Genomic DNA, 19,896 nt, shown 5'->3' with positions numbered 1-19,896 from the left:
ATTGATATCAAAAATTGTTTTTGATGCTCGATGCTGTGAGTGCCCACACAGATTGCTTGATTCAAATTGTTAAAGAGCGACGCAGCTTTTGGCTGCTGCGGGAGTGGCATTCTACTCAACCGCCTTCTCGAGTCAAGCCTTATTTTACGAGGCTTTTTCGAGGCACCGACTTGCTTGTTTGCGTTGCCGCTTGCCCTGTCGATGGAGGCGCATTATAGGGAGCGAATTCGTTCTGGCAACCCCTCCCCTGCAATAAAATTGCAAAAATCGGCACTTTTTTAGTTATTCATACCCAAGCACAGCTTTTATACAAACTTATCCACAGAAACCGGTGTCGTCTTGCTAGAATGGCCGAAAACAAGGAGGCCAAGATGGACTTGCGACTAAGACCTTACAAGGGAAAATGCCCGCAACTGGGCAATCGGGTATATGTGGATCCCTGCGCCACCCTGGTGGGGGATATCGAGCTCGGCGACGATGCCAGCATCTGGCCCATGGTGGCCGCCAGAGGGGACGTCAACCATATCCGCATCGGTGCGCGCAGCAACATTCAGGACGGTACAGTGCTGCACCTGACCCGCAAGAGTGCCAGCAACCCTGGCGGCTATCCGCTGCTTATCGGCGAAGATGTCACGGTCGGACACAAGGCGATGCTGCATGGCTGCACCATAGGCGACCGGGTACTGGTCGGCATGGGTGCCATCCTGCTGGATGGGGTGATCGTTGAAGACGATGTGATGATCGGGGCGGGCAGCCTGGTGCCACCAGGCAAGCGGCTCGAGGCCGGCTTTCTTTATATGGGCAATCCCGTCAAGCAGGCCCGCCCTCTCAAGCCGGCCGAGATCGCCTTCCTGAAGATCTCGGCCGACAACTATGTGCTGCTCAAGGATGAATACCTGCAAGAGGCCTGACCCTGCAGCCACAAACAGGAAGCCCGGCATGATGCCGGGCTTCTCTGCTTATATAGCTAGCCAATCACTGTGGTCAGGATCAGTGGGCCTGATCCCAGTTGTCACCAGTACCCGCTTCCACGACCAGCGGCACATCCAGTTCGGCCGCACCCGACATCTTCTCCTTGATGAGGGCGATGTACTCTTCCAGCTTCTCTTCGCGGATCTCGAACACCAGTTCATCGTGCACCTGCATCAACATGCGGATCGACTGGTCTTCAATGCCCCGGATCCAGCCATCCACGTTGATCATGGCCCGCTTGATGATGTCGGCAGCCGTACCCTGCATGGGGGCGTTGATGGCGGCCCGTTCTGCCGCCTTGCGCAGGCCCGCGTTGCGAGACTTGATATCCGGCAGATAGAGGCGACGGCCAAACAGAGTCTCCACATAGCCCTGGGCGTCCGCCTGCTGGCGGGTACGCTCCATGTACTCCAGCACACCCGGGTAGCGCTCGAAGTAGAGATCCATGTACTTCTGCGCTTCGGCGCGACCGATCCCCAGCTGCTTGGCCAGACCGAAGGCACTCATGCCATAGATGAGACCAAAGTTGATCGCCTTGGCGCTGCGACGCATGTCGCTGGTCACCGCATCGAGCGCGACGCCGAATACCTCGGCGGCGGTCGCCTTGTGGATGTCCTTGCCCTCGGCAAAGGCGGTCAGCAGCCCTTTGTCACCGGAGAGGTGGGCCATGATGCGCAGCTCGATCTGGGAGTAATCCGCCGCCACCAGCTTGTAACCGGCGCACGGAATGAAGGCCTGCCGAATGCGGCGCCCCTGTTCGTTGCGCACCGGAATGTTCTGCAGGTTGGGGTCGGTGGACGACAGTCGACCGGTCGCCGCCACCGCCTGGTGATAGGAGGTGTGCACCCGCCCGGTCTGCGGCTTGATCATCAGCGGCAGCTTGTCGGTGTAGGTGGACTTGAGCTTGGCCAGGCCACGGTGCTCCATCAGCAGACGCGGCAGCTCATAGGTCTCCGCCAGCTCGGCCAGCACCTCTTCCGCAGTGGATGGCGCTCCCTTGGGGGTCTTTTTGATGATCGGCAGCCCCAGCTTGGTGAAGAGGATTTCACCCAGCTGCTTGGGCGAGGAGAGATTGAACTCCTGCCCGGCCAGCTCGTGGGCCTGCTTCTCCAGCTCTGCCAGACGCACTTCGATCTCCTGGCTCTGCTGATGCAGCAGCTTGGGCTCGATGGTGGTACCGAGTCGCTCCATCCGCGCCAGCACCGGCAGCAGCGGCAGTTCGATCTCGCTGAACACCTTGGCAAGGCCCGGCTCGGCAGAGAGCTTGCCCCACAGTGCCTGATGCAGACGCAGGGTGATGTCGGCATCTTCCGCCGCGTAAGGAGCCGCCTGCTCCAGCTCGATCTGGTTGAAGGTGAGCTGCTTGACCCCCTTGCCAGCAATGTCCTCGAACGAGATGGTCTCGACGTTCAGATACCTGCGGGCCAGGGAATCCATGTCGTGGCGGCTGGCGGTAGAGTTGAGCACATAGGACTCGAGCATGGTGTCGTAGGCGATACCCTGCAGCTCGATACCGTGGTTGAGCAGCACGTTGCGATCGTACTTGAGGTTCTGCCCCACCTTGAGACGGGCCGGATCTTCCAGCAGCGGCTTGAGCTTGCCCAGCACCAGCGCTTCGCTCAGCTGGACAGGCGCTCCCAGATAATCATGGCCGAAGGGCACGTAGGCCGCCTTGCCCGGCTCGATGGCAAAGGAGACGCCAACGACGCGCGCTTCCATATAGTCGAGACTGGTGGTCTCGGTGTCGAAGGCAAACAGCGGCGCCGCCTGCAACCGTGCCAGCCACTCGTCGAATTCGGCCTCATCCAGGATGCAGCGATAGTCGGTTTCGATGGCGGCTGCCGGGGCGGCGCCTTCCTCATCACTTTCAGCTTCGCTCTCCTCAGCGCCACCGGACTCCAGCTCTTTGATCAGGTTGCGCAGCTCATACTCGCGATAGACCGCCAGCAGAGCCTCTTTGTCGATGGGGCCAAGCTGCAACTCTTCCAGGCTCTGTTCCAGCGCCACGTCGGTCTTGATGGTGGCCAGCACATAGGAAAGGCGCACCTGCTCTTCCTGCTCGCGGAACTTGTCGGCGAACGCCTTGGAGCCACGGAAGCCGAGCGCCGCCACCTTGTCGAGGTTGGCGGCGATCTCGTCGATGCTGCCTATCCCCTGCAACAGAGCCAGTGCGGTCTTCTCGCCGACACCTGTCATGCCGGGAATGTTGTCCACCTTGTCCCCCATCAGCGCCAGGTAATCGATGATGAGCTCGGGCGGTACGCCGAACTTCTCGATCACCCCTTCCCGATCGGTCTTCACATCCTTCATGGTGTCGATCAGGGTGACATGGTCGGAGACCAGCTGCGCCATGTCCTTGTCGCCGGTGCTGATGAGCACAGGCAACTGTTTCTCGGTCGCCTGACGAGCCAGGGTGCCGATCACGTCGTCAGCCTCCACCCCTTCGACCATCAGGAAGGGGAAACCCATTGCCTTGATCATCTGGTGGATAGGGACGACCTGGCTGCGCAGATCGTCCGGCATGCTGGCGCGTGTTGCCTTGTATTCGGGATAGATGTCGTCGCGGAAGGTCTTGCCCTTGGCGTCGAACACCACGGCCACGTGGCAGTCGGGGTACTGCTTGCGAAGGCTGCGCATCATGTTGGCCATGACACGGACGGCGCCGCTAGGCAAGCCGGTCGAGGTGCGCAGATCGGCCTGCTGCGAGGCAAAGAAGGCGCGGTAAAGATATGAAGAGCCGTCGACCAGAATAAGAGGATTGCTAGAGGCCATGAAAATCGTCCTGCCAAGAATAAACAGTCGCTAGGATGCCACAGGGCCCGCACCACACCAAGGGGACTCCCACCATCACTCTGGCGCACCGGTGGGGCATATTGCTGTGGATAACTCTGTGCTCAAAAATGGCACCATTGCATCACGGCCGTGACAAAGCTGTGGATTAAAACAAAAAATATCTTTTAAAACATTGCTTTGAGATCATGAAAACTCAACATGACGCACGCATCATGATCTCGATCAATGTGGAAAAAAATTCAAGGGGGGTACTGAGGCAGGATCCAAAACGAAACAATCCTAGCACAGGGAGATGACTTGACCAGCGGAGGTCGAACGATAACCATACAAAAGTACAACAATCTACCCTGGCTCACATTTTCAACAACGAGGAGTCTGTCATGAAAAAAGTGGCCGTGATCTTGAGTGGTTGTGGCGTGTTTGACGGCGCCGAAATCCACGAGGCCGTCATCAGCCTGCTGGCGCTGGCCCGTCAGGGAGCATCCGTTCAATGCTTCGCCCCCAATGTCCCTCAGCTTCATGTCATCAATCACCTGACCGGCGAGGTCAGCGAGGGAGAGAACCGCAACGTGCTGGTCGAGGCGGCCCGCATCTGCCGCGGCCAGATCAGAGATGCAGCTGAACTGGATGCAGCCGACTTCGACGCCCTGCTGGTGCCGGGCGGCTTCGGCGCCGCCAAGAACCTGTGTGACTTCGCCATCAAGGGAGCAGAGTGCCGCATCCAGCCGGATGTGCTGAAGGCCTGCCAGAGCTTTGCCAGAGCCGGCAAACCGGCCGCCTACATCTGCATCGCACCGGCCATGATCCCGCTCATCTATGGGGCAGGCACCCTGGCCACCATTGGCAACGACGAGGGCGCCGCCAACGCCATCGAAGCCATGGGTGGCAGTCATCTCGACTGCCCGGTGAGCGAATTCGTGGTGGATCAGGAGCGCAAGGTCATCTCCACCCCTGCCTACATGCTGGCCAACAATATTGTGGAGGCGGCGGACGGCATCGAGAAGACCGTCAAACAGCTACTGGCACTCTGATTGCCCGGCAGACCAAAACAAGCGGGCCGCTCAAGGAGCGGCCCGCTTTCATTCCGGTCAGTCTAGACGGGATCAGATGGCATCGCCCATCTGGTCCATCTTGCCCAGCAGGGCACGCAGGCGCTCTTGCCAGGCAACGTGCTCGTTGCGCAGTTGGTGGTTTTCGTCTTGCAGCTTGCTGTTCTGCTCTTTCAGCTCGTCCAGCTCCATCTTCAGCAAGGAGATGTTGTCGACGGCGGATTGTACTTTGGATTCGAGTTGCTCAAGGACTTCTAGTGACATATGCATACCTGTATGTTCAATTGCGATGCCCCACAGAGGGCGATTCAAGCGCGTGGAGCCAGCATACCCTGATGCGCTCGGCACAAACAAGCCAGCACGTTGCAAAATGCGCCCTGCGGCCTGGTATTGCTTAAATATGCGTCGGTTTTTCTCGCAGGCAGCAGGAACCTCGATCCCGGGCGTCCGCCGTGGCACAACCCGCCCTCCTGCCGATGCCGTCATCAGCCATGCAAGGCGATGAAGCTCCCCATCATCAGACAGGCCACGGCGTACATCAACAGGCCGTAGAGCAGGTTCCAGCGCAGCAGCAGCCCGGCGCTCAGGTTGTAGCGGGACGCCAGCGCCAGATTGGAGCCGGAGAGCGGGCTCGTCCCGGTCGCCAGCCCCCACCCCATGAGGAAGCACATGCCAAGCAGGCTGGGATCCGGTGCCAGCGGCCAGAGCAGCGGCGCCACCCCCGAGATGCTGATGAGAGGATGCACGCCCACTATGGCCACCAGGAAGATCAGCAGCAGGGTCAGACAGGCTTCCAGCCAGCCGAAGTGGTTGAACAGCGGCAGGCCGTGGCCACTGCCAAAGTCCAGTACTGACAGCGCGCTGTTGATGCCAGCCGCCAGCAGGCCGGCCCCCAGAAACAGCACAAGCTGGCCACCGATGGCCGGGAAGCGCTCAACCACCTGGCGCTTGAGAGCAGCCCCTCGCCCCGCTTGCGGCATGAACAGCAAGGCCAGCAAGGGCGCCACCAGGGCGATCACCGCCAGAATGCTGAGTCCGGGCCAGAAACGGTGGATCACCAGCACCAGCAGTGCCAGGGTCACCGGTAGCCCCAAGGTCTGGAGCCGCAGCGGATAACCTTCAAAGGTCTCCACGCCGAGTCGCTCTACCTGCCAGGCCGTCAGCCCCATGGCCAGCAAAGCCGCCAGTATGCCAAAAGGCAGTATGCTGCCCAGTTGCAGACCCGGTGCATAGGTGAGGGCAACTGCCATGGCGACGAAGAAGGGGGACCAAAATGCAGCCGCACAGAAGATCCGGCTCAGCACCATGACCTGACGCCGCTCCAGCGTCCCGTTGCGCTCCAGCCGATCGCCGATGATGAAGAGCACCGAAAGATTGATGACGGCCCCCAGCAGATTGAGGCTGGCCATGGTGCTCCACAGCCCCTTGCGACCGGACCAGGAGGCGGTGCCGGTCAAGAGGCCGGAGGTAGCCAGATTGAGGGTGCTCACTGCGGCAAACATGGTCAGCATGTTGATGTTCGGCAAGAGCCAGTCACCTGGGCTGAGGCTGGCCCCCCGCCACCAGGAAAAGAGCAGCAGCAGGAGCGCCGCGCCGTAGAGGGCCAGCGCCTGGCGCCGTGCGGCACCCACCAGCCAGGGCCAGGTGAGCAGGGAGGCGGCCCAGGCCGCGATGGCGGCGGGCCAGGGGGAGAAGTCCAGATAAAGGTGCAGCAGGTTGAGCAGCCACATCCCCAGGATCAGAAAGCCTGACCAGCGCTTGACCATACAACGGCCTCGGTCAGGGGATCAGAGGCACTGATCCATGTCCAGGGAAGGTTTGTCGCACTCGGGGCGGCCCACAATCCTGGCGGGCACGCCAGCGACCGTGGTGTGAGGCGGCACCGGGTTGATCACCACGCTGCCGGCACCGATCTTGGCGCCGACGCCCACCTCGATGTTGCCGAGGACCTTGGCCCCCGCCCCTATCATCACCCCTTCCCGGATTTTGGGGTGACGATCGCCACTCTCCTTGCCGGTCCCCCCCAGAGTCACACTCTGAAGGATGGAGACGTCGTTCTCGATGACGGCGGTTTCGCCGACCACGATACCGGTGGCATGGTCAAACATGATGCCCTTGCCGATGCGGGCGGCCGGGTGTACATCCACGCCGAACACCACGGAGATCTGGTTTTGCAGATAGAGCGCCAGGGCACGGCGTCCCTGACGCCACAGCCAGTTGGCCACCCGATACCCCTGAAGAGCATGGAATCCCTTGAGGTAGAGCAGCGGGGTGGAGAAGAGGTCGACCGCCGGGTCGCGATCCTGCACCGCGCAGATGTCGGCGGCCACTGCAGCCAGCAGCTCGGGCTCGCTGCGCAGGGCCAGCTCGATCACTTCCCGCAAGGCGATGGCAGGCATGGTGGTGCTGTCGAGCTTGTTGGCGAGCTGGAAGCTCAGCGCCGAGCGCAAATCCCGGTGATTGAGAATGGTGGAATGAAAGAAGCTGGCCAGCATGGGCTCCTGGGCCGCCATGCTCTGCGCTTCCTGCTGAATTTTTTGCCAGGTTCTGGCAACCAGATCATCCATGTTGCAGCCTACTGTTGTTCAGGGTGAGTGCTTTGTCGTTCTTTTGTCAGCACCGAGATGGGGTCCATGTGAATGATCACATCCATCCGCTCGAAGGCCTGGCGGACGGCCAGTTCAGCCTCGTCGGCTATCTGATGGGCCCTGACCAGAGGCAGTTGATCATCGAGTTCCAGATGCAACTGCACGAAACGGGTCGGCCCGGATTGGCGGGTACGCAGGTCATGTACGCCATGCACCCCCTCTACGGCGCAGCAGAGGGCCATTATTCTCGCTTGTTCCTCCTCTGGCAACTGACGATCGAGCAGGGCCTGCACCGATTCGTAGCCGATATGGACAGCCCCCCACACCAGGAACAGACCGATCAGAATGGCAAACAGGCCGTCGGCCCAGTACCATCCCTGCCCCGCCAGCACCAGTGCCACCAGCACGCCGCCATTGAGCAGCAGGTCGGAACGGTAGTGCAGCATGTCGGCCTTGATGGCCACACTGTTGGTCTTGCGGATGACAAAGCTCTGGAAGCTCACCAGCAACAGGGTCAGCACGATGGAGCCGACACTGACCCAGATCCCCGCCTCCAGGCGCACCACGGGCACCTGATTCAGCATCGACGAGATGCCGTGCATCACCAGCAGCAGGGCGGATCCCGAGATGAAGGCCGACTGCACCAGACCCGCCAGGGACTCCGCCTTGCCGTGGCCGAAGCGATGCTCTTCGTCGGCAGGGGCCAGCGCATAACGGATGGCCAGCAGATTGATGAGAGAGGCGCTGATGTCCATGAAGGAATCGGTCAGGGATGCCAGCAGGCTGGATGAATCCGTCATCAGCCAGGCGATCAGTTTGCCCAGGATGAGCAGGGTGGCGGTGGTCACAGCGGCCATGCTGGCCAGGGTGACCCAGCGGGAATAGTGTTGGTGGCTCAAAACCGGCTTTCCTCCGACGCGTAAAAACTTATTATACCCTGACCCGGACGTCAGTTTGGCGTGCAAAATCAACAGAGTGACTCCCAGATGAACAAAATACTCCTGGTCGACGACGATCTCGAACTGACCCAGCTGCTCACCGAAATCCTGACCCTGGAGGGGTTTGAGGTCACCGTCGCCGAGGATGGGGAAGAGGGATTGCAGCGACTGGCAGAACAGGCATTCGACCTGGTGCTGCTGGACGTCATGATGCCCAGACTCAACGGTTTCGCGATGCTGACCCGGCTGCGCAAGACCCACGACACCCCGGTGTTGATGCTGACCGCCCGTGGCGACAGCCAGGATCGGGTCAACGGGCTGGAGGCCGGTGCCGACGACTATCTCGCCAAGCCGTTCGACGACAGGGAGCTGCTGGCCCGGGTGCGCGCCATCCTGCGTCGAACCCAGAGCCAGGCTCCCCAGCGCGGAGCCCCGGACGAGCTGAGATTCATGGATCTGGTGCTGCAGCCCGGCCTGCAACAGGCTCGCTGCGACGATCAGTTGCTGGAGCTCACCGCCACCGAGTTCGGCCTGCTGGAGTGCCTGCTGCGCAATCCGGGCCAGATCGTCAGCAAAGGCCTGCTCTCCGAGCAGGTGCTCGGCAAGAAGCTGGAACCCTTCGATCGGGCCATCGACATGCACCTGAGCAACCTGCGCAAGAAGCTGCCGGAGCGGGCTGACGGCCAGCCCCGCTTCAAGACGGTGCGGGGACGAGGCTACCTGTGGCTGGAGCAGGCATGAAATCGGCCCGCACCTTCAACGGCCTTTCCACCCAGATCTTCCTCTGGTTCTGGTTCATCCTGCTGCTGGTCGTGGCCGCGGTGGTAATCCTCCCCACCCTGGACCCCCGCAACATCATCCCGCTGCCGGCCCACGAGATCACCCGTCTCAACAACAACCTGGCGGCGCTGCAACGGGGCGCGGATCCCGAGCAGGATTTTGATCTGGCCAAGGCTATCGATGCCGCGGGCCTCTTGCCGGTGGACAACATCTATCTACGCGATGCCAAGGGGCAGATGCAGTCCAGCACCCGGCTGAGCAAGTTCGTGATCCGTTTCATGCTCGACTCGGACAACCCGGCCAAGCCCATGCTGGGCAGCGAACACCAGCGCGCCATCGCCGGCCCCTTCCAGATGGTCCATCACGGCCAGACCTATCACGTCTATTTCGGTCTGAACGTCGAAAACTCCTACCTGTTCCTCTTCATCCAGATCCTGGATCACCCCATCCAGATCCTGGGCATCGCCATGCTGGTCAGCACCCCGCTCTGTCTGTTGCTCGCCTGGCGCCTGACCCGCCCCATACTGCAGTTGCAGCAGTCGGTCTCCCAACTCGCCCAGGGCAACCTGGAAATACAGATCCCCAACCTGGGGCGGCGCGACGAGATAGGCCAGCTGGCCGAACATGTCAGTCGCATGGTCGACACTCTCAAAGACATGATCCAGAAGCAGAAGCAGTTGCTCTCCGACATCTCCCACGAGCTGCGCAGCCCCCTGACCCGCATCCAGCTCGCACAGGCTCTGATCCGCCGCAAGCAGGGGGACAGCGCCGAGCTGGCGCGCATCGAAGGGGAGATAGCCCGGCTCGACAAGCTGATAGGGGATCTGCTGGATCTGTCGCGGGTGCAGCAACATGTGGAGGCGCCAGTGACGCTGCCCCTGCCGGAGCTGCTGGAGCCCATCCTGGACGACGCCATGTTCGAGGCAAACCAGAACGGCAAACAGCTCAGGCTCCCTTCCCTGCCCGCCGAATCCCTCACCATGTGGCCGGAACTGTTGGCCCGCGCCCTGGAAAACCCGCTGCGCAACGCCCTCAAGTATGCCCGCGAGTTCATCAAGGTGGACTGGTACCGGGAGGGACGGGAATGGGTGATGACCATACGGGATGACGGCCCTGGCGTGCCGGTGGAGCAGCAGCCCCGGTTGTTCCTGCCCTTCTTTCGGGTGGACGATGCCCGCAACGCCAAGACCGGGGGCACTGGTCTCGGCCTTGCCATCGCCGCCGAGGCGATCCAGCGTCATGGGGGGACCATCCGGGCCAGCAGCAACCACCCGAGCGGACTGGTCATCACCATCCGTCTGCCCATGCCCTGACCTCCCCCTTTTCATCGGCACGGGTGCTGGGTATGCTGGCGCCCGTTTCGCACCAGCCCAGGATCCGTCCATGCTCGATATCGTGCTCTACCAACCGGAAATCCCCCCCAACACCGGCAACATCATTCGCCTCTGCGCCAATACCGGCTACCGGTTGCACCTGATAGAGCCCCTGGGGTTCGAGTGGGATGACAAACGGGTCAAGCGGGCCGGGCTCGACTATCACGAGTTTGCCGACGTCAAGCGCTGGCCTGACTATGAGGCGTTTCTGGCGGCCGTCGCCCCCCAACGGGTCTTTGCCTGCACCACCAAGGGACGCACCGCCCACTCGGCGGCCCGGTTTGCCCCCGGTGACGCCCTGCTGTTCGGGCCCGAGAGCCGAGGCCTGCCCATGGAGATCATCGAGAGCCTGCCATTCGAGCAGCGGCTGCGCATTCCCATGCTGCCCCAGAGCCGCAGCATGAATCTGGCCAACGCCGTCGCGGTGTTCGTCTACGAGAGCTGGCGACAGTTCGACTATTCAGGCTCGCTCTGACCGCTGACGATATTGGCAAGGCGGCCAGAATTCAGACTGACTGCGCCGTCCCCTGCCCCGCCAGCAGCCGTCCATCACGCTCCAGTCGCCAGCAGAGCCAACCCAGCGTCAGGCCACGACCTGCCATCAGGGCACTCATGGCGGCCCACAGGGCCGCCACACCCCATCCCTGGCAGAGCCACCAGATGGGAAAGAAGCCGGCAAACACCGCCACCAGCATGCTGTTGCGCATTTCCCGGGCCCGGGTGGCGCCGATAAAGACCCCGTCCAGCAGGAAGCACCAGACCGCCAGCAGCGGCATGGCCACCAGCCAGGGGAGCTGACGTTGCGCCTCGGCGATCACCGCCGGTATGTCGGTAATGTGGCGGATGAGCCAGTGGCCCCCCAGGGCAAACGAGAGGGTGAATGCCAGGGAGATCAGCAGCGCCCAGCCCAGATTGAGGACGATGGCCTCCCGCAGCAGCGGCCGATCGCGCCGCCCGATGGCGCGCCCTACCATGGCTTCCACCGCATAGGCAAATCCATCCAGCCCGTAGGAAATCAGCATCAGGAAATTGAGCAGCACCGCATTGGCGGCCACCGCCACATCCCCCAGCCTGGCCCCCTGCAGAGTCATGAACACGAAGCAGAGTTGCAGGCAGAGGGAGCGGATGAAAATATCCCGGTTCAGGGCGAGCAGCCGCAGCAGGGCCGGCCACTGGCGCCAGCGCTGCCAGGCGTTGTGCCACACCCCGGGATCAAGTCGGCGCAGATGCCGGCTCACCAGCCAGACCCCCACCCCGAGCGTGCTGTAATCCGCCAGCAGGGAAGCTGCGGCCACCCCTTTCACCTGCCAGCCCAATCCCAGCACGAACCAGGCATCCAGCACCATGTTGACGAGATTGCCCAGGATCAGCAGCAGCATGGGGCTGCGTGCATCCTGCATGCCCAGCAACCACCCCATGATGACCAGATTGCACAAGGCCGCCGGGGCGCTCCAGACCCGCACCGACACATATTGACCGGCATAGGTCTGTACCTCGGAAGAGCCGCCGCCGAGGGCGATGATGGCAGGCAGGAACGGCAGCAACAGGAGCAACAGCGCCATGCCCAGTCCGATCGCCAAGCCCAGGGCCCGCGCCAGGGTGTCGAGCTGCCCTTCGGCATGGGCTGCACCCTGAGCCTGGGCAGTCAGCCCTGTGGTGGACATGCGCAGGAAGCCAAGCAGCCAGAACAGCAGATTGATGAAGGTCGCACCGACCGACACGCCGCCGAGAAACCAGGCCTGGCCAAGATGACCGATCACCCAGGTGTCCACCAACCCCAGCAAGGGCGTGGTGACGTTGGAGAACACCATGGGCAGGGCCAGGGCGAAGACGGCTCTGTGGCGGCGAGGATCCTTCAGCCAGGCGGGAATCAGCATGGTGCGCGCCGGGATCACTCGCCAGCCAGCCGCACGATGCGCGCGAAGTCGGCCACCATGGCCTGCATGTCCACGTGGGGCACCTCATCCGGTGCCACTTTGGGTCGGAAGGTGGCCACCAGCTTCCCCTCGGGGTTGATCAGCACGATGGAGGCGGAGTGGTCGATCAGGTAGTCCTTGCGATCCCCTTCCACGATGGAATAGACCAGCCCCAGATTGCGGACCAGAGGAAAGAGGGCACTGTGAGGTGCTGTCGCCGCCTTGAACTCGGGCTCGAAGAAGGCGGTATAGCTTTTCAGGCGGGCGCTGTCATCCCGCTGGGGATCCGCCGAGATGAATACCACCTGGCTAGTGGGGGCTATCTTCTTCAACGCCGGATAGACGCTGCGCAGATCCGCCAGCGTGGTCGGACAGACATCCGGGCAGTAGGTGTAGCCGATGAACAGAAAGCTCCAGTGTCCCGTCAGGTTGGCAGGGGTAAAGGGCTGTGCATCCGCATCCGTGAGGGTAAACGGGTTGATGTCTCGCCCCGCCGGGTAGTAATCGACCTGTTCCGGCACCGCGGGCTGACTCCAGTAATAAGCCGCCGCAATGGCGCCGATAAACAGCAACAGCAGCAGGTAAAAGCGTGGTTTAACCATATAAAACAAAGCCTTGCTTATGTTAGAAGCCCAGGGGGCAAAACCGGTAGGGGTCATTGTAACCCGCCCGCCCCCGCCGCTGGCTAGTCTTGCATCCCGGCGGGAAAGCGTCTGTGCCATGGATAAGCCGCATCGGCGCCAAAACAAGAGCCCCGCTCTGGCGGGGCTCTTGTCTGTACAGGAAGAGGGATCAGGGCCGCAGCCTGTGCTGCGGCTGGGCACGTCTCAGGGGGACGCGCAGCGGGATGACGGGGGCAGTCCAGGGCTCATCCGGCAATCCGATGTCGTGATGACGGCGAAACAGACGAACCAGGCGGACAATCTTGTCTTTGGGGCACCCAAGCCAGATGGTCCAACCATCTCCCTTGTGATAGACCCAGAGCGCATAGAACCATGTCATCCGACTGCCCTTGATGAATCGGGTGATGGAAGATGCAGGCGCTGCGGCCGGCACCGGATCCCACGGCGAGCTTGAAGCCATATCTGTCCTCCTTGCTCAACAGGTCACGCTGACGGGTCTCTTTGTCCCCAACGACGAACCAACCACGGCAGCGTACTGACTGTACGAGTCCCCAGTCTGAGGTGACTCTCCCTTCTGCGCACCGACCCGGCGATCATGCATCCCTGCCATGGCGTACTGCCCGGTGCGACTCCCCCTTCCCTGATCACCGACCATGAAAGGGGCCTTATCAAAGGATATATCCGAAATGCATGTCGTGCGGCGAGACTATGTGCACAGGAAGGAGAAGCGAAAAGGTGGGGAGGGAGATGCCATCGGCAGATGAAAATGAAGAGGCCTCCCGCAGGAGGCCTCTTCATCGCATCGGATGCTTACATCCAGTCGGCGTTGCGGATCACGCCGACCGCCAGGCCCTCTATGGTGAGGTGCTGACTGGCGAGATCCACCTCGATGGGGGAGAGCTCTTCGTTTTCCGGCAGCAGCCACACCTGGCTGCCCTTGCGCTGGAAGCGCTTGACGGTGACGTCCTCGTCCAGACGTGCCACCACGACCTGGCCGTTGCGTACCTCCTGGGTCTTGTGTACCGCCAGCAGGTCCCCGTCCATGATGCCGATGTTCTTCATGCTCATGCCCTGCACCCGCAGCAGGAAGTCTGCCCGCGGGTGGAACAGGGCGGGATCCACCTGGTAGTGGCTCTCGATGTGTTCCTGAGCCAGGATGGGTTCCCCGGCCGCCACCTTGCCGATCAGTGGCAGGCCGTTTTCTTCAGGCTGCACGTCCTCTTCTTCGAGCAGCAGACGAATGCCGCGGGACGTGCCCGGCATGATCTCGATGACCCCTTTTTTGGCCAGGGCCTTCAGATGTTCTTCGGCCGCGTTGGCCGACTTGAAGCCAAGCTTCTGGGCAATCTCGGCGCGAGTCGGCGGCATGCCGGTCTCGTTCATGTTCGCCTTGATGAGCTCGAGTACTTCAGCCTGGCGAGGGGTAAGGGGTTTCATAGCATGGGCACCTGTCTTTTTATACAGCACACTGGCAGTATATACAGTGCTGGGGCCAAGGCAAGGCGCAACTGGCATTTGTCGCGACCCGACGCACATTTGTCCCTCCCCCCGCTCTGAAGTGCCGACTCATCGTACCTCTCGGCGACAAGCTGTCGGTGATTTGCTATGCTCACGCCGCATTTTTTTGGAGAGCAGACGCACATGTCCCTTGGACAGAAGATTTCCAGAGCCATCCTGCAATGGCCGGTCAGCGGCTTGGTCAATCACAAGAGCCTGCCGGAAAATCCTATCACCGAGCTCAAGCTGGATCCGGCCAGACCCATCGTCTATGCCCTGAAGACCAGCTCGATCACCGACCTGATGACCCTGCAACAGTGCTGCGAGGATCTCGGCCTGCCCGGCCCCTTCACGCCGCTGGAGCTGAACGGTCAACTGCTGCCACGCTACGTCTGTCTGGATCGTCCGCCTCCCCTGTTCGGCACGCGCAACAAGCCACTCCCCTTCCTGCAGGAGTTCCACCAGCTGCTGGACCTGCACAAGCAGGATCCGGCGCTGGACATCCAGGTAGTACCCGTCACCCTGTTCTGGGGCCGCGCCCCGGGCCGGGAAGGCGAGGAGGCCTCCGGCTGGAACATCATCAGCAGCCTGGCGCCCAACCGCCTGAAGAAGGCGCTGATCGTGATCCTGAAAGGGCGCGAGAACCTGGTGCGCTTCTCCCCGCCCCTCTCCCTGCGCTACATGGCGGACAAGCACGGCACCGACGAGGCCATCGCCCACAAGCTGGCGCGGGTGGCCCGCACCCACTTCAGCCGCCAGCAGCTGGCCGCCACCGGGCCCAAGCTGCCGAACCGCAACCTGCTGTTCAAGCAACTGCTGGATTCGAGCGTGATCCAGCAGGCCATCGAGGAGGAGGCCAGACGGGAAGGGATCAGCCTGGAGAAGGCGCAAAAGCGTGCCCACGGCTACATGGACGAGATCGCCTCCAATTTTTCCTATCGGTTGATCCGCCTCGGCGAAAGCTTCCTTGGCTGGCTGTGGAACAAGCTCTATCGCGGCCTCTCGGTCAACGGAGCAGAGCAGGTGCGTCAGCTGGCCCAGGAAGGGCACGAGATCGTCTACGTCCCCTGCCATCGCAGCCACATGGATTACCTGCTGCTCTCCTACGTCATCTACCACCAGGGCATGGTGCCGCCCCACATCGCGGCGGGCATCAACCTCAACTTCTGGCCGGCAGGCCCCATCTTCCGCCACGGCGGCGCCTTCTTCATCCGCCGCACCTTCAAGGGCAATCCGCTCTACAGCACGGTATTCCGGGAGTACCTCAACCTGCTGTTCGCCAAGGGCTACTCGGTGGAGTTCTTCACCGAGGGCGGGCGTTCGCGTACCGGTCGCCTGCTGCCCCCCAAGACCGGCATGCTGGCCATGACCCTGCAGGCCATGATGCGCGGGCTGGACAGGCCGGTGACCCTGGTCCCCGTCTACCTCGGCTACGAGCACGTGATGGAGGTGAACACCTACCACAACGAACTCAAGGGGAGCCGCAAGGAGAAGGAGAGCTTCCTGCAGGTGCTCGGCATCCTGCGCAAGCTGCGCAACTATGGCCGCGGCTTCGTCAACTTCGGTGAGCCGCTGACCCTCAACAATTACCTCAACGAGCACGTGCCCAGCTGGAAGGATCACATCGGTGAGGAGGAGCGTCCCGAGTGGATGGCCTCCACCGTCAACCAGCTGGCCGAGCTGCTGATGACCCGCATCAACGATGCCGCCGCCGTCAACGGCCTCACCCTGAGTGCCCTGGCCCTGCTGGCCGCCGAGCGCCACGCCCTGACCCGGGACGAACTCCAGGCCCAGCTCAACACCTATCTGGACCTGCTCAAGCAGGTGCCCTACAGCCCGCACAGCACCATGCCGGACGAGGACGCCAGGACCCTGCTGGAGCAGGCGATGGAGCTCAACAAGTTCGAGGTGAGCGAGGACAAGCTGGGCCAGATCATCAGCCTGGACCGCTATCAGGCGATCCTGCTCACCTACTACCGCAACAACATACTGCACCTGTTCGCCATGCCCTCCCTGGTGGCGGCCCTGATCGAGCGGTGCGAGGGGATCTCCCGCAGCGAGATCGTCGCCCGCTGTGTCGACATCTACCCCCTGCTCAAGACCGAACTCTTCCTGCGCTATGAAGAGGACGAGCTACCGGAACTGATCGATGCCCTGCTGGCCGAGCTGTTACGCCAGCAACTGGTCGAGGCACGCGACGGCGGCTACTGGGTCAACCCCGGCAACCAGATGCGCCTGCTGCTCTTGGCCGAAAGCATCCAGGAGACCCTGCAACGCTACGCCATCGTGCTGACCCGCATGCTGGCCCAGCCCCACATCGAGGCGGAGCAGCTGGAAGCGGACGGTCTGATGATGGCGGAACGCCTCGGCACCCTGCACGGCATCAACGCCCCCGAGTTCTTCGACCAGAAGCTGTTCAGCACCCTGATCCACACCCTGCGCAGCGAAGGCTATCTGGATCCGGGCTGCAAACCGGATCTCGGCCGCTTCCAGGCATTGGCCGACAACATAGTGCCGCTGCTCAGCAACAAGATCCGCCGCACCATCCAGGCGGGCAACCGGCTCTGAGGCGTCGACACCCAACAAAAAGGCCGCATCATGCGGCCTTTTTTCATTAAGGAAGGGGCGCGGGTTAGAGGTAGTGAACCATCACCCCGAGCAGCACCAGCGCCCCCACGTAGTTGTTGTTGAGGAAGGCCTGGAAGCAGGCTTCCCGCTGCCGCTCCCGGATCAGTCGCTGCTGGTAGACGAACAGCGCCGCCGCCCCCAGCAGTCCCCAGTAATAACCTGACCCCAACCCCATCAGCTGCCCGATCCCCAGCAGGATCAGCAGGGTCGCCAGTTGCAGCGCGCCGATGATCCGCTTGTCGTGGCGGCCAAACAGGATGGCGCTCGATTTCAGCCCCAGCTTGAGGTCATCGTCCCGGTCCACCATGGCGTACTCGGTGTCATAGGCGATGGTCCACAGCAAATTGGCAAGAAACAACAGCCAGGCTTCCGGCGGCAGGGCATTGGCCTGAGCCGCGTAGGCCATGGGAATGGACCAGGAGAAGGCCATGCCGAGCACCAGTTGAGGGATGGGGATGAAGCGCTTCATGAAGGGGTAGCAGACCGCCAACAGCAGACCGGCAAAGGACAGGCTGATGGTGAGCAGGTTCAACGTCAGCACCAGGGCGAACGAGAGAAACGCCAGCACGGCAAACAGCACCAGCACTTCCCGCTCGGCGACCCGTCCCATGGGCAGCGGTCGCCCGGCGGTGCGTTTCACATGACCGTCGAAGTTGCGATCCGCATAGTCATTGATGACACAGCCGGCGGAGCGCATCAGGAAGACGCCCACCACGAACACGGTCAGGATCCAGGGGTCAGGCAGGCCACCAGCCGCCAGACAGAGCGCCCACAGGGTCGGCCACAGCAGCAGCAGGGTACCGATGGGCTTGTCGATGCGGGCCAACTGCGCATAGGCCAGTCCCCGCTCCTTGGTTAACAGCTTCACTCCAGCTCCTTATCCGATGGCAACGAATGAGACGATAGCGAGGGCAGGAAAAGTTCATGGACCAGCAGTGGCCATTGCCCCAGAAACAGGCGGGAACGACGCCCCCAGACGGTGGCGGCCGGACACCAGGGATTGCTCGCTATCTCGAAACAGGCCAGTTGCAGGTGATCCCGCCGCGCCGGTGCCTCACCGAAAATGCGCTCTCCCAGCGGCTGCTCTCCCAGATCCTGCAAACCGCCCCCCTGCAAGGCCGCTTCGGCAAACAGGGTCCAACCCAGGATGGCAGGCCCGCCATCACCGTGCAGGATCACCTCGCGGCACATGCCCACGGGGGCCGACACCGCCACCAGCGCCTGCTCGTCCACCGTCAGCGACACGGCGCGATTGCCGAGCAGTTGCACCGAGAGGTGATGATTGTAACGACGCAGGCGCCGAGTCATGGAATCGGCCTCCAGCAACCAGGGACGCAGCGCCTCGGGCGGTTCGCACTCTGCAGGCGCCCGCCACGGGACGATCTGGACGAGGGGAACAGTCAACTCGGACTTCACAGCTTCACCATCCGGAGATTTCCGTTGTCAGGTTAAAAACCGGTTTATTATCCGTAAATCAATGGCGAATTGTAAGAACATCCGTGCTTGACGGCCCCGATGGCAGCATCAAAAATGGGGCATCCGTCGCTGCCGAGCCATCCAGATGAAGATCTTCAGAATTCTGCTGCTGTCCCTGGGGTGTACCCTCTTGAATACACAGGCCTTCGCCAATGAGGAAGAGGCCACCGATCCCGCCTCCTCCGCCGTCCAGCCGGGATTCGCCTATCACGCTCTGGATCCGGACATCATCACCAACTACCTTGGCGACGGCAAAACCCTCGGCTATGTACGGGTGACGGTAGAGCTGATGGCCACGGACGCTGCCGACCTCAAGTTGCTGGAGCAGCACGACCCCCTGATCCGCGACGCCATCATCCGGCTGATTGGCAGCAAGACGGGCGCACAGATCAAGTCCCTGGTGAACCGGGAAGAGCTGCGCAAGGAGTGTGAGGCCAAGGTCAACGAACTGCTGGTCAAGGAGACGGGCAAGAAGGCGGTCCGCGAGCTCATCTTCACCAAATACCTGTACCAGTAACCACACCGGGAGGGGTCCTGCCCCTCTCACCCGTTGCATTCACTGTCGAGGACGTCATGGGTCACAAGACGCTGTGTGAGTGGCGCCGTCACGAGATCCCCGCCGATCTCAAGACGCTGCGCAAGATTGTGCGCAAACCCAAATTCGTGTGTGGCAAGTGTGCCCGCAGCGCCAATGACAAGGATTACCTGTGCCAGCCGCTGCGGCTGAAACATAAGGAAGGGTAGGTCCCTCTTCTCACGAAGAGATTCACGCAAGATTTCAGAAGAGAGAGGAAGGCTGATCCGTCATTCCGCACCTGATTTTGCTATTTTCAGTGCTTGACGGCGATCGGCCGTTCTGATCTATTACTCTCTTTTGCAGGTAGATCATCATGGCCGCACCCGCTATCTCGATCCGTAACCTCGATCACCTTGGTTTGGTCGCCGCACTCTGCCAGGAACTGGGCATTGCCCGCATGATCGATGCCTTGCTCCCCAAAACCCCGCCTTTCAAGGTCTCACATGGTGAAGCCTTGGTCGCCATGATAGTGAACGGCCTCGGCTTTCACAGCAGCACCCTGCACATGTTCCCGCAATTCTTTGCTAACAAGCCGGTTGAGCCGTCATTCCGCACCTGATTTTGCTATTTTCAGTGCTTGACGGCGATCGGCCGTTCTGATCTATTACTCTCTTTTGCAGGTAGATCATCATGGCCGCACCCGCTATCTCGATCCGTAACCTCGATCACCTTGGTTTGGTCGCCGC

At 61.7% G+C, this 19,896-nt stretch carries 19 protein-coding genes and 1 pseudogene; 9 read left to right on the top strand and 11 right to left on the bottom strand.

Going from position 1 to position 19,896, the window contains the following annotated elements:
* The first annotated feature begins 371 nt into the window (after positions 1–371).
* The gene (locus J9889_RS14620) at positions 372–911 is read left to right on the top strand and encodes a gamma carbonic anhydrase family protein (RefSeq protein WP_210557166.1); all 540 of its coding nucleotides are present in this window, start codon (positions 372–374) and stop codon (positions 909–911) included.
* Positions 912–990: 79 nt separating this feature from the next.
* Here J9889_RS14620 and polA read toward each other — a convergent pair whose 3' ends face one another.
* A complete protein-coding gene (gene polA, locus J9889_RS14615) occupies positions 991–3,744 on the bottom strand; it encodes a DNA polymerase I (RefSeq protein WP_210557164.1) in 2,754 nt (917 codons plus the stop codon).
* A 401-nt stretch (positions 3,745–4,145) separates the two neighbouring features.
* On the opposite strand from polA, the gene elbB reads away from it, so the two are divergent.
* Positions 4,146–4,796, top strand: coding sequence for an isoprenoid biosynthesis glyoxalase ElbB (gene elbB, locus J9889_RS14610; RefSeq protein ID WP_103244038.1), 651 nt, complete (start codon positions 4,146–4,148; stop codon positions 4,794–4,796).
* Between the two features lie 72 nt (positions 4,797–4,868).
* Here the strand turns inward: elbB and J9889_RS14605 are convergent, their stop codons facing one another.
* The 4 genes from J9889_RS14605 to J9889_RS14590 form a co-directional block, all read right to left on the bottom strand.
* Positions 4,869–5,078, bottom strand: coding sequence for a cell division protein ZapB (locus J9889_RS14605; RefSeq protein WP_010672454.1), 210 nt, complete (start codon positions 5,076–5,078; stop codon positions 4,869–4,871).
* A 221-nt stretch (positions 5,079–5,299) separates the two neighbouring features.
* A complete protein-coding gene (locus tag J9889_RS14600; RefSeq protein ID WP_210557162.1) occupies positions 5,300–6,580 on the bottom strand; it encodes a hypothetical protein in 1,281 nt (426 codons plus the stop codon).
* A 21-nt stretch (positions 6,581–6,601) separates the two neighbouring features.
* A complete protein-coding gene (gene cysE / locus J9889_RS14595; protein ID WP_010672452.1) occupies positions 6,602–7,381 on the bottom strand; it encodes a serine O-acetyltransferase in 780 nt (259 codons plus the stop codon).
* Between the two features lie 8 nt (positions 7,382–7,389).
* Positions 7,390–8,301 carry a cation diffusion facilitator family transporter gene (locus J9889_RS14590; protein WP_010672451.1) on the bottom strand — a complete coding sequence of 304 codons (912 nt, stop codon included), beginning with the start codon at positions 8,299–8,301 and terminating at the stop codon, positions 7,390–7,392.
* A gap of 87 nt (positions 8,302–8,388) precedes the next feature.
* Here J9889_RS14590 and J9889_RS14585 point away from each other — a divergent pair, with 87 nt between their 5' ends.
* The 3 genes from J9889_RS14585 (at position 8,389) to trmL (ending at position 10,968) form a co-directional block, all read left to right on the top strand.
* The gene (locus J9889_RS14585) at positions 8,389–9,081 is read left to right on the top strand and encodes a response regulator (protein WP_069651467.1); all 693 of its coding nucleotides are present in this window, start codon (positions 8,389–8,391) and stop codon (positions 9,079–9,081) included.
* Positions 9,078–10,433, top strand: coding sequence for an ATP-binding protein (locus J9889_RS14580; RefSeq protein ID WP_210557161.1), 1,356 nt, complete (start codon positions 9,078–9,080; stop codon positions 10,431–10,433). Before J9889_RS14585 ends, J9889_RS14580 begins: the two co-directional genes overlap by 4 nt.
* A 70-nt stretch (positions 10,434–10,503) precedes the next feature.
* Entirely contained in the window at positions 10,504–10,968 is a 465-nt protein-coding gene (gene trmL / locus J9889_RS14575; RefSeq protein WP_039041146.1) for a tRNA (uridine(34)/cytosine(34)/5-carboxymethylaminomethyluridine(34)-2'-O)-methyltransferase TrmL, read from the top strand.
* Between the two features lie 31 nt (positions 10,969–10,999).
* On the opposite strand, the gene J9889_RS14570 is transcribed toward trmL, so the two are convergent.
* From J9889_RS14570 to lexA, 4 genes are all read right to left on the bottom strand, one after another.
* On the bottom strand, positions 11,000–12,370 hold the full coding sequence (locus tag J9889_RS14570) for an MATE family efflux transporter (RefSeq protein ID WP_103858493.1): 1,371 nt from the start codon (positions 12,368–12,370) through the stop codon (positions 11,000–11,002).
* A 14-nt stretch (positions 12,371–12,384) separates the two neighbouring features.
* A complete protein-coding gene (locus tag J9889_RS14565) occupies positions 12,385–13,011 on the bottom strand; it encodes an SCO family protein (protein ID WP_210557160.1) in 627 nt (208 codons plus the stop codon).
* 190 nt (positions 13,012–13,201) lie between these two features.
* Entirely contained in the window at positions 13,202–13,492 is a 291-nt protein-coding gene (locus J9889_RS14560) for a hypothetical protein (protein ID WP_010672445.1), read from the bottom strand.
* A gap of 350 nt (positions 13,493–13,842) precedes the next feature.
* Positions 13,843–14,469, bottom strand: coding sequence for a transcriptional repressor LexA (gene lexA, locus J9889_RS14555; RefSeq protein WP_010672444.1), 627 nt, complete (start codon positions 14,467–14,469; stop codon positions 13,843–13,845).
* Between the two features lie 204 nt (positions 14,470–14,673).
* Between lexA and plsB the strand changes: the two genes are divergently transcribed.
* Positions 14,674–17,097 carry a glycerol-3-phosphate 1-O-acyltransferase PlsB gene (gene plsB, locus J9889_RS14550; RefSeq protein ID WP_041214121.1) on the top strand — a complete coding sequence of 808 codons (2,424 nt, stop codon included), beginning with the start codon at positions 14,674–14,676 and terminating at the stop codon, positions 17,095–17,097.
* 64 nt (positions 17,098–17,161) lie between these two features.
* Here the strand turns inward: plsB and ubiA are convergent, their stop codons facing one another.
* Together ubiA and J9889_RS14540 are read right to left on the bottom strand one after the other, a co-directional pair.
* Positions 17,162–18,025 (bottom strand): 4-hydroxybenzoate octaprenyltransferase, encoded by an 864-nt coding sequence (gene ubiA, locus J9889_RS14545; protein WP_139700702.1) that lies wholly within the window; start codon positions 18,023–18,025, stop codon positions 17,162–17,164.
* A complete protein-coding gene (locus J9889_RS14540) occupies positions 18,022–18,573 on the bottom strand; it encodes a chorismate lyase (protein ID WP_042014712.1) in 552 nt (183 codons plus the stop codon). The genes ubiA and J9889_RS14540 overlap by 4 nt, the downstream gene beginning before the upstream one ends.
* A 145-nt stretch (positions 18,574–18,718) precedes the next feature.
* On the opposite strand from J9889_RS14540, the gene J9889_RS14535 reads away from it, so the two are divergent.
* The 3 genes and pseudogenes from J9889_RS14535 to J9889_RS14525 form a co-directional block, all read left to right on the top strand.
* Positions 18,719–19,150 (top strand): flagellar basal body-associated FliL family protein, encoded by a 432-nt coding sequence (locus tag J9889_RS14535; RefSeq protein WP_010672440.1) that lies wholly within the window; start codon positions 18,719–18,721, stop codon positions 19,148–19,150.
* Between the two features lie 56 nt (positions 19,151–19,206).
* Complete coding sequence (locus J9889_RS14530) at positions 19,207–19,377, top strand: hypothetical protein (RefSeq protein ID WP_010672439.1); 171 nt, start codon at positions 19,207–19,209, stop codon at positions 19,375–19,377.
* A gap of 146 nt (positions 19,378–19,523) precedes the next feature.
* Positions 19,524–19,751, top strand: a pseudogene (locus J9889_RS14525) (DUF4277 domain-containing protein); the annotation flags it as partial.
* Positions 19,752–19,896 lie beyond the last annotated feature (145 nt).

This window comes from Aeromonas sp. PrichA-15, assembly GCF_017939245.1.
GTDB classification, from domain to species: Bacteria; Pseudomonadota; Gammaproteobacteria; order Enterobacterales; family Aeromonadaceae; genus Aeromonas; species Aeromonas caviae.
The sequence above is the reverse complement of the archived record's forward strand: the minus strand, read 5'-3'. Positions and strand labels throughout refer to the sequence as shown.

Excerpts from the sequence above, each read along its gene's own strand:
- J9889_RS14585 (WP_069651467.1), top strand. The coding sequence starts at position 8,389 with ATGAACAAAATACTCCTGGTCGACGACGATCTCGAACTGACCCAGCTG.
- J9889_RS14535 (WP_010672440.1), top strand. The coding sequence starts at position 18,719 with ATGAAGATCTTCAGAATTCTGCTGCTGTCCCTGGGGTGTACCCTCTTG.
- J9889_RS14565 (WP_210557160.1), bottom strand. The coding sequence starts at position 13,011 with ATGGTTAAACCACGCTTTTACCTGCTGCTGTTGCTGTTTATCGGCGCC.
- J9889_RS14560 (WP_010672445.1), bottom strand. The coding sequence starts at position 13,492 with ATGGCTTCAAGCTCGCCGTGGGATCCGGTGCCGGCCGCAGCGCCTGCA.
- J9889_RS14530 (WP_010672439.1), top strand. The coding sequence starts at position 19,207 with ATGGGTCACAAGACGCTGTGTGAGTGGCGCCGTCACGAGATCCCCGCC.
- elbB (WP_103244038.1), top strand. The coding sequence starts at position 4,146 with ATGAAAAAAGTGGCCGTGATCTTGAGTGGTTGTGGCGTGTTTGACGGC.
- lexA (WP_010672444.1), bottom strand. The coding sequence starts at position 14,469 with ATGAAACCCCTTACCCCTCGCCAGGCTGAAGTACTCGAGCTCATCAAG.
- J9889_RS14600 (WP_210557162.1), bottom strand. The coding sequence starts at position 6,580 with ATGGTCAAGCGCTGGTCAGGCTTTCTGATCCTGGGGATGTGGCTGCTC.
- polA (WP_210557164.1), bottom strand. The coding sequence starts at position 3,744 with ATGGCCTCTAGCAATCCTCTTATTCTGGTCGACGGCTCTTCATATCTT.
- J9889_RS14620 (WP_210557166.1), top strand. The coding sequence starts at position 372 with ATGGACTTGCGACTAAGACCTTACAAGGGAAAATGCCCGCAACTGGGC.
- J9889_RS14605 (WP_010672454.1), bottom strand. The coding sequence starts at position 5,078 with ATGTCACTAGAAGTCCTTGAGCAACTCGAATCCAAAGTACAATCCGCC.
- J9889_RS14570 (WP_103858493.1), bottom strand. The coding sequence starts at position 12,370 with ATGCTGATTCCCGCCTGGCTGAAGGATCCTCGCCGCCACAGAGCCGTC.
- cysE (WP_010672452.1), bottom strand. The coding sequence starts at position 7,381 with ATGGATGATCTGGTTGCCAGAACCTGGCAAAAAATTCAGCAGGAAGCG.
- plsB (WP_041214121.1), top strand. The coding sequence starts at position 14,674 with ATGTCCCTTGGACAGAAGATTTCCAGAGCCATCCTGCAATGGCCGGTC.
- J9889_RS14580 (WP_210557161.1), top strand. The coding sequence starts at position 9,078 with ATGAAATCGGCCCGCACCTTCAACGGCCTTTCCACCCAGATCTTCCTC.
- trmL (WP_039041146.1), top strand. The coding sequence starts at position 10,504 with ATGCTCGATATCGTGCTCTACCAACCGGAAATCCCCCCCAACACCGGC.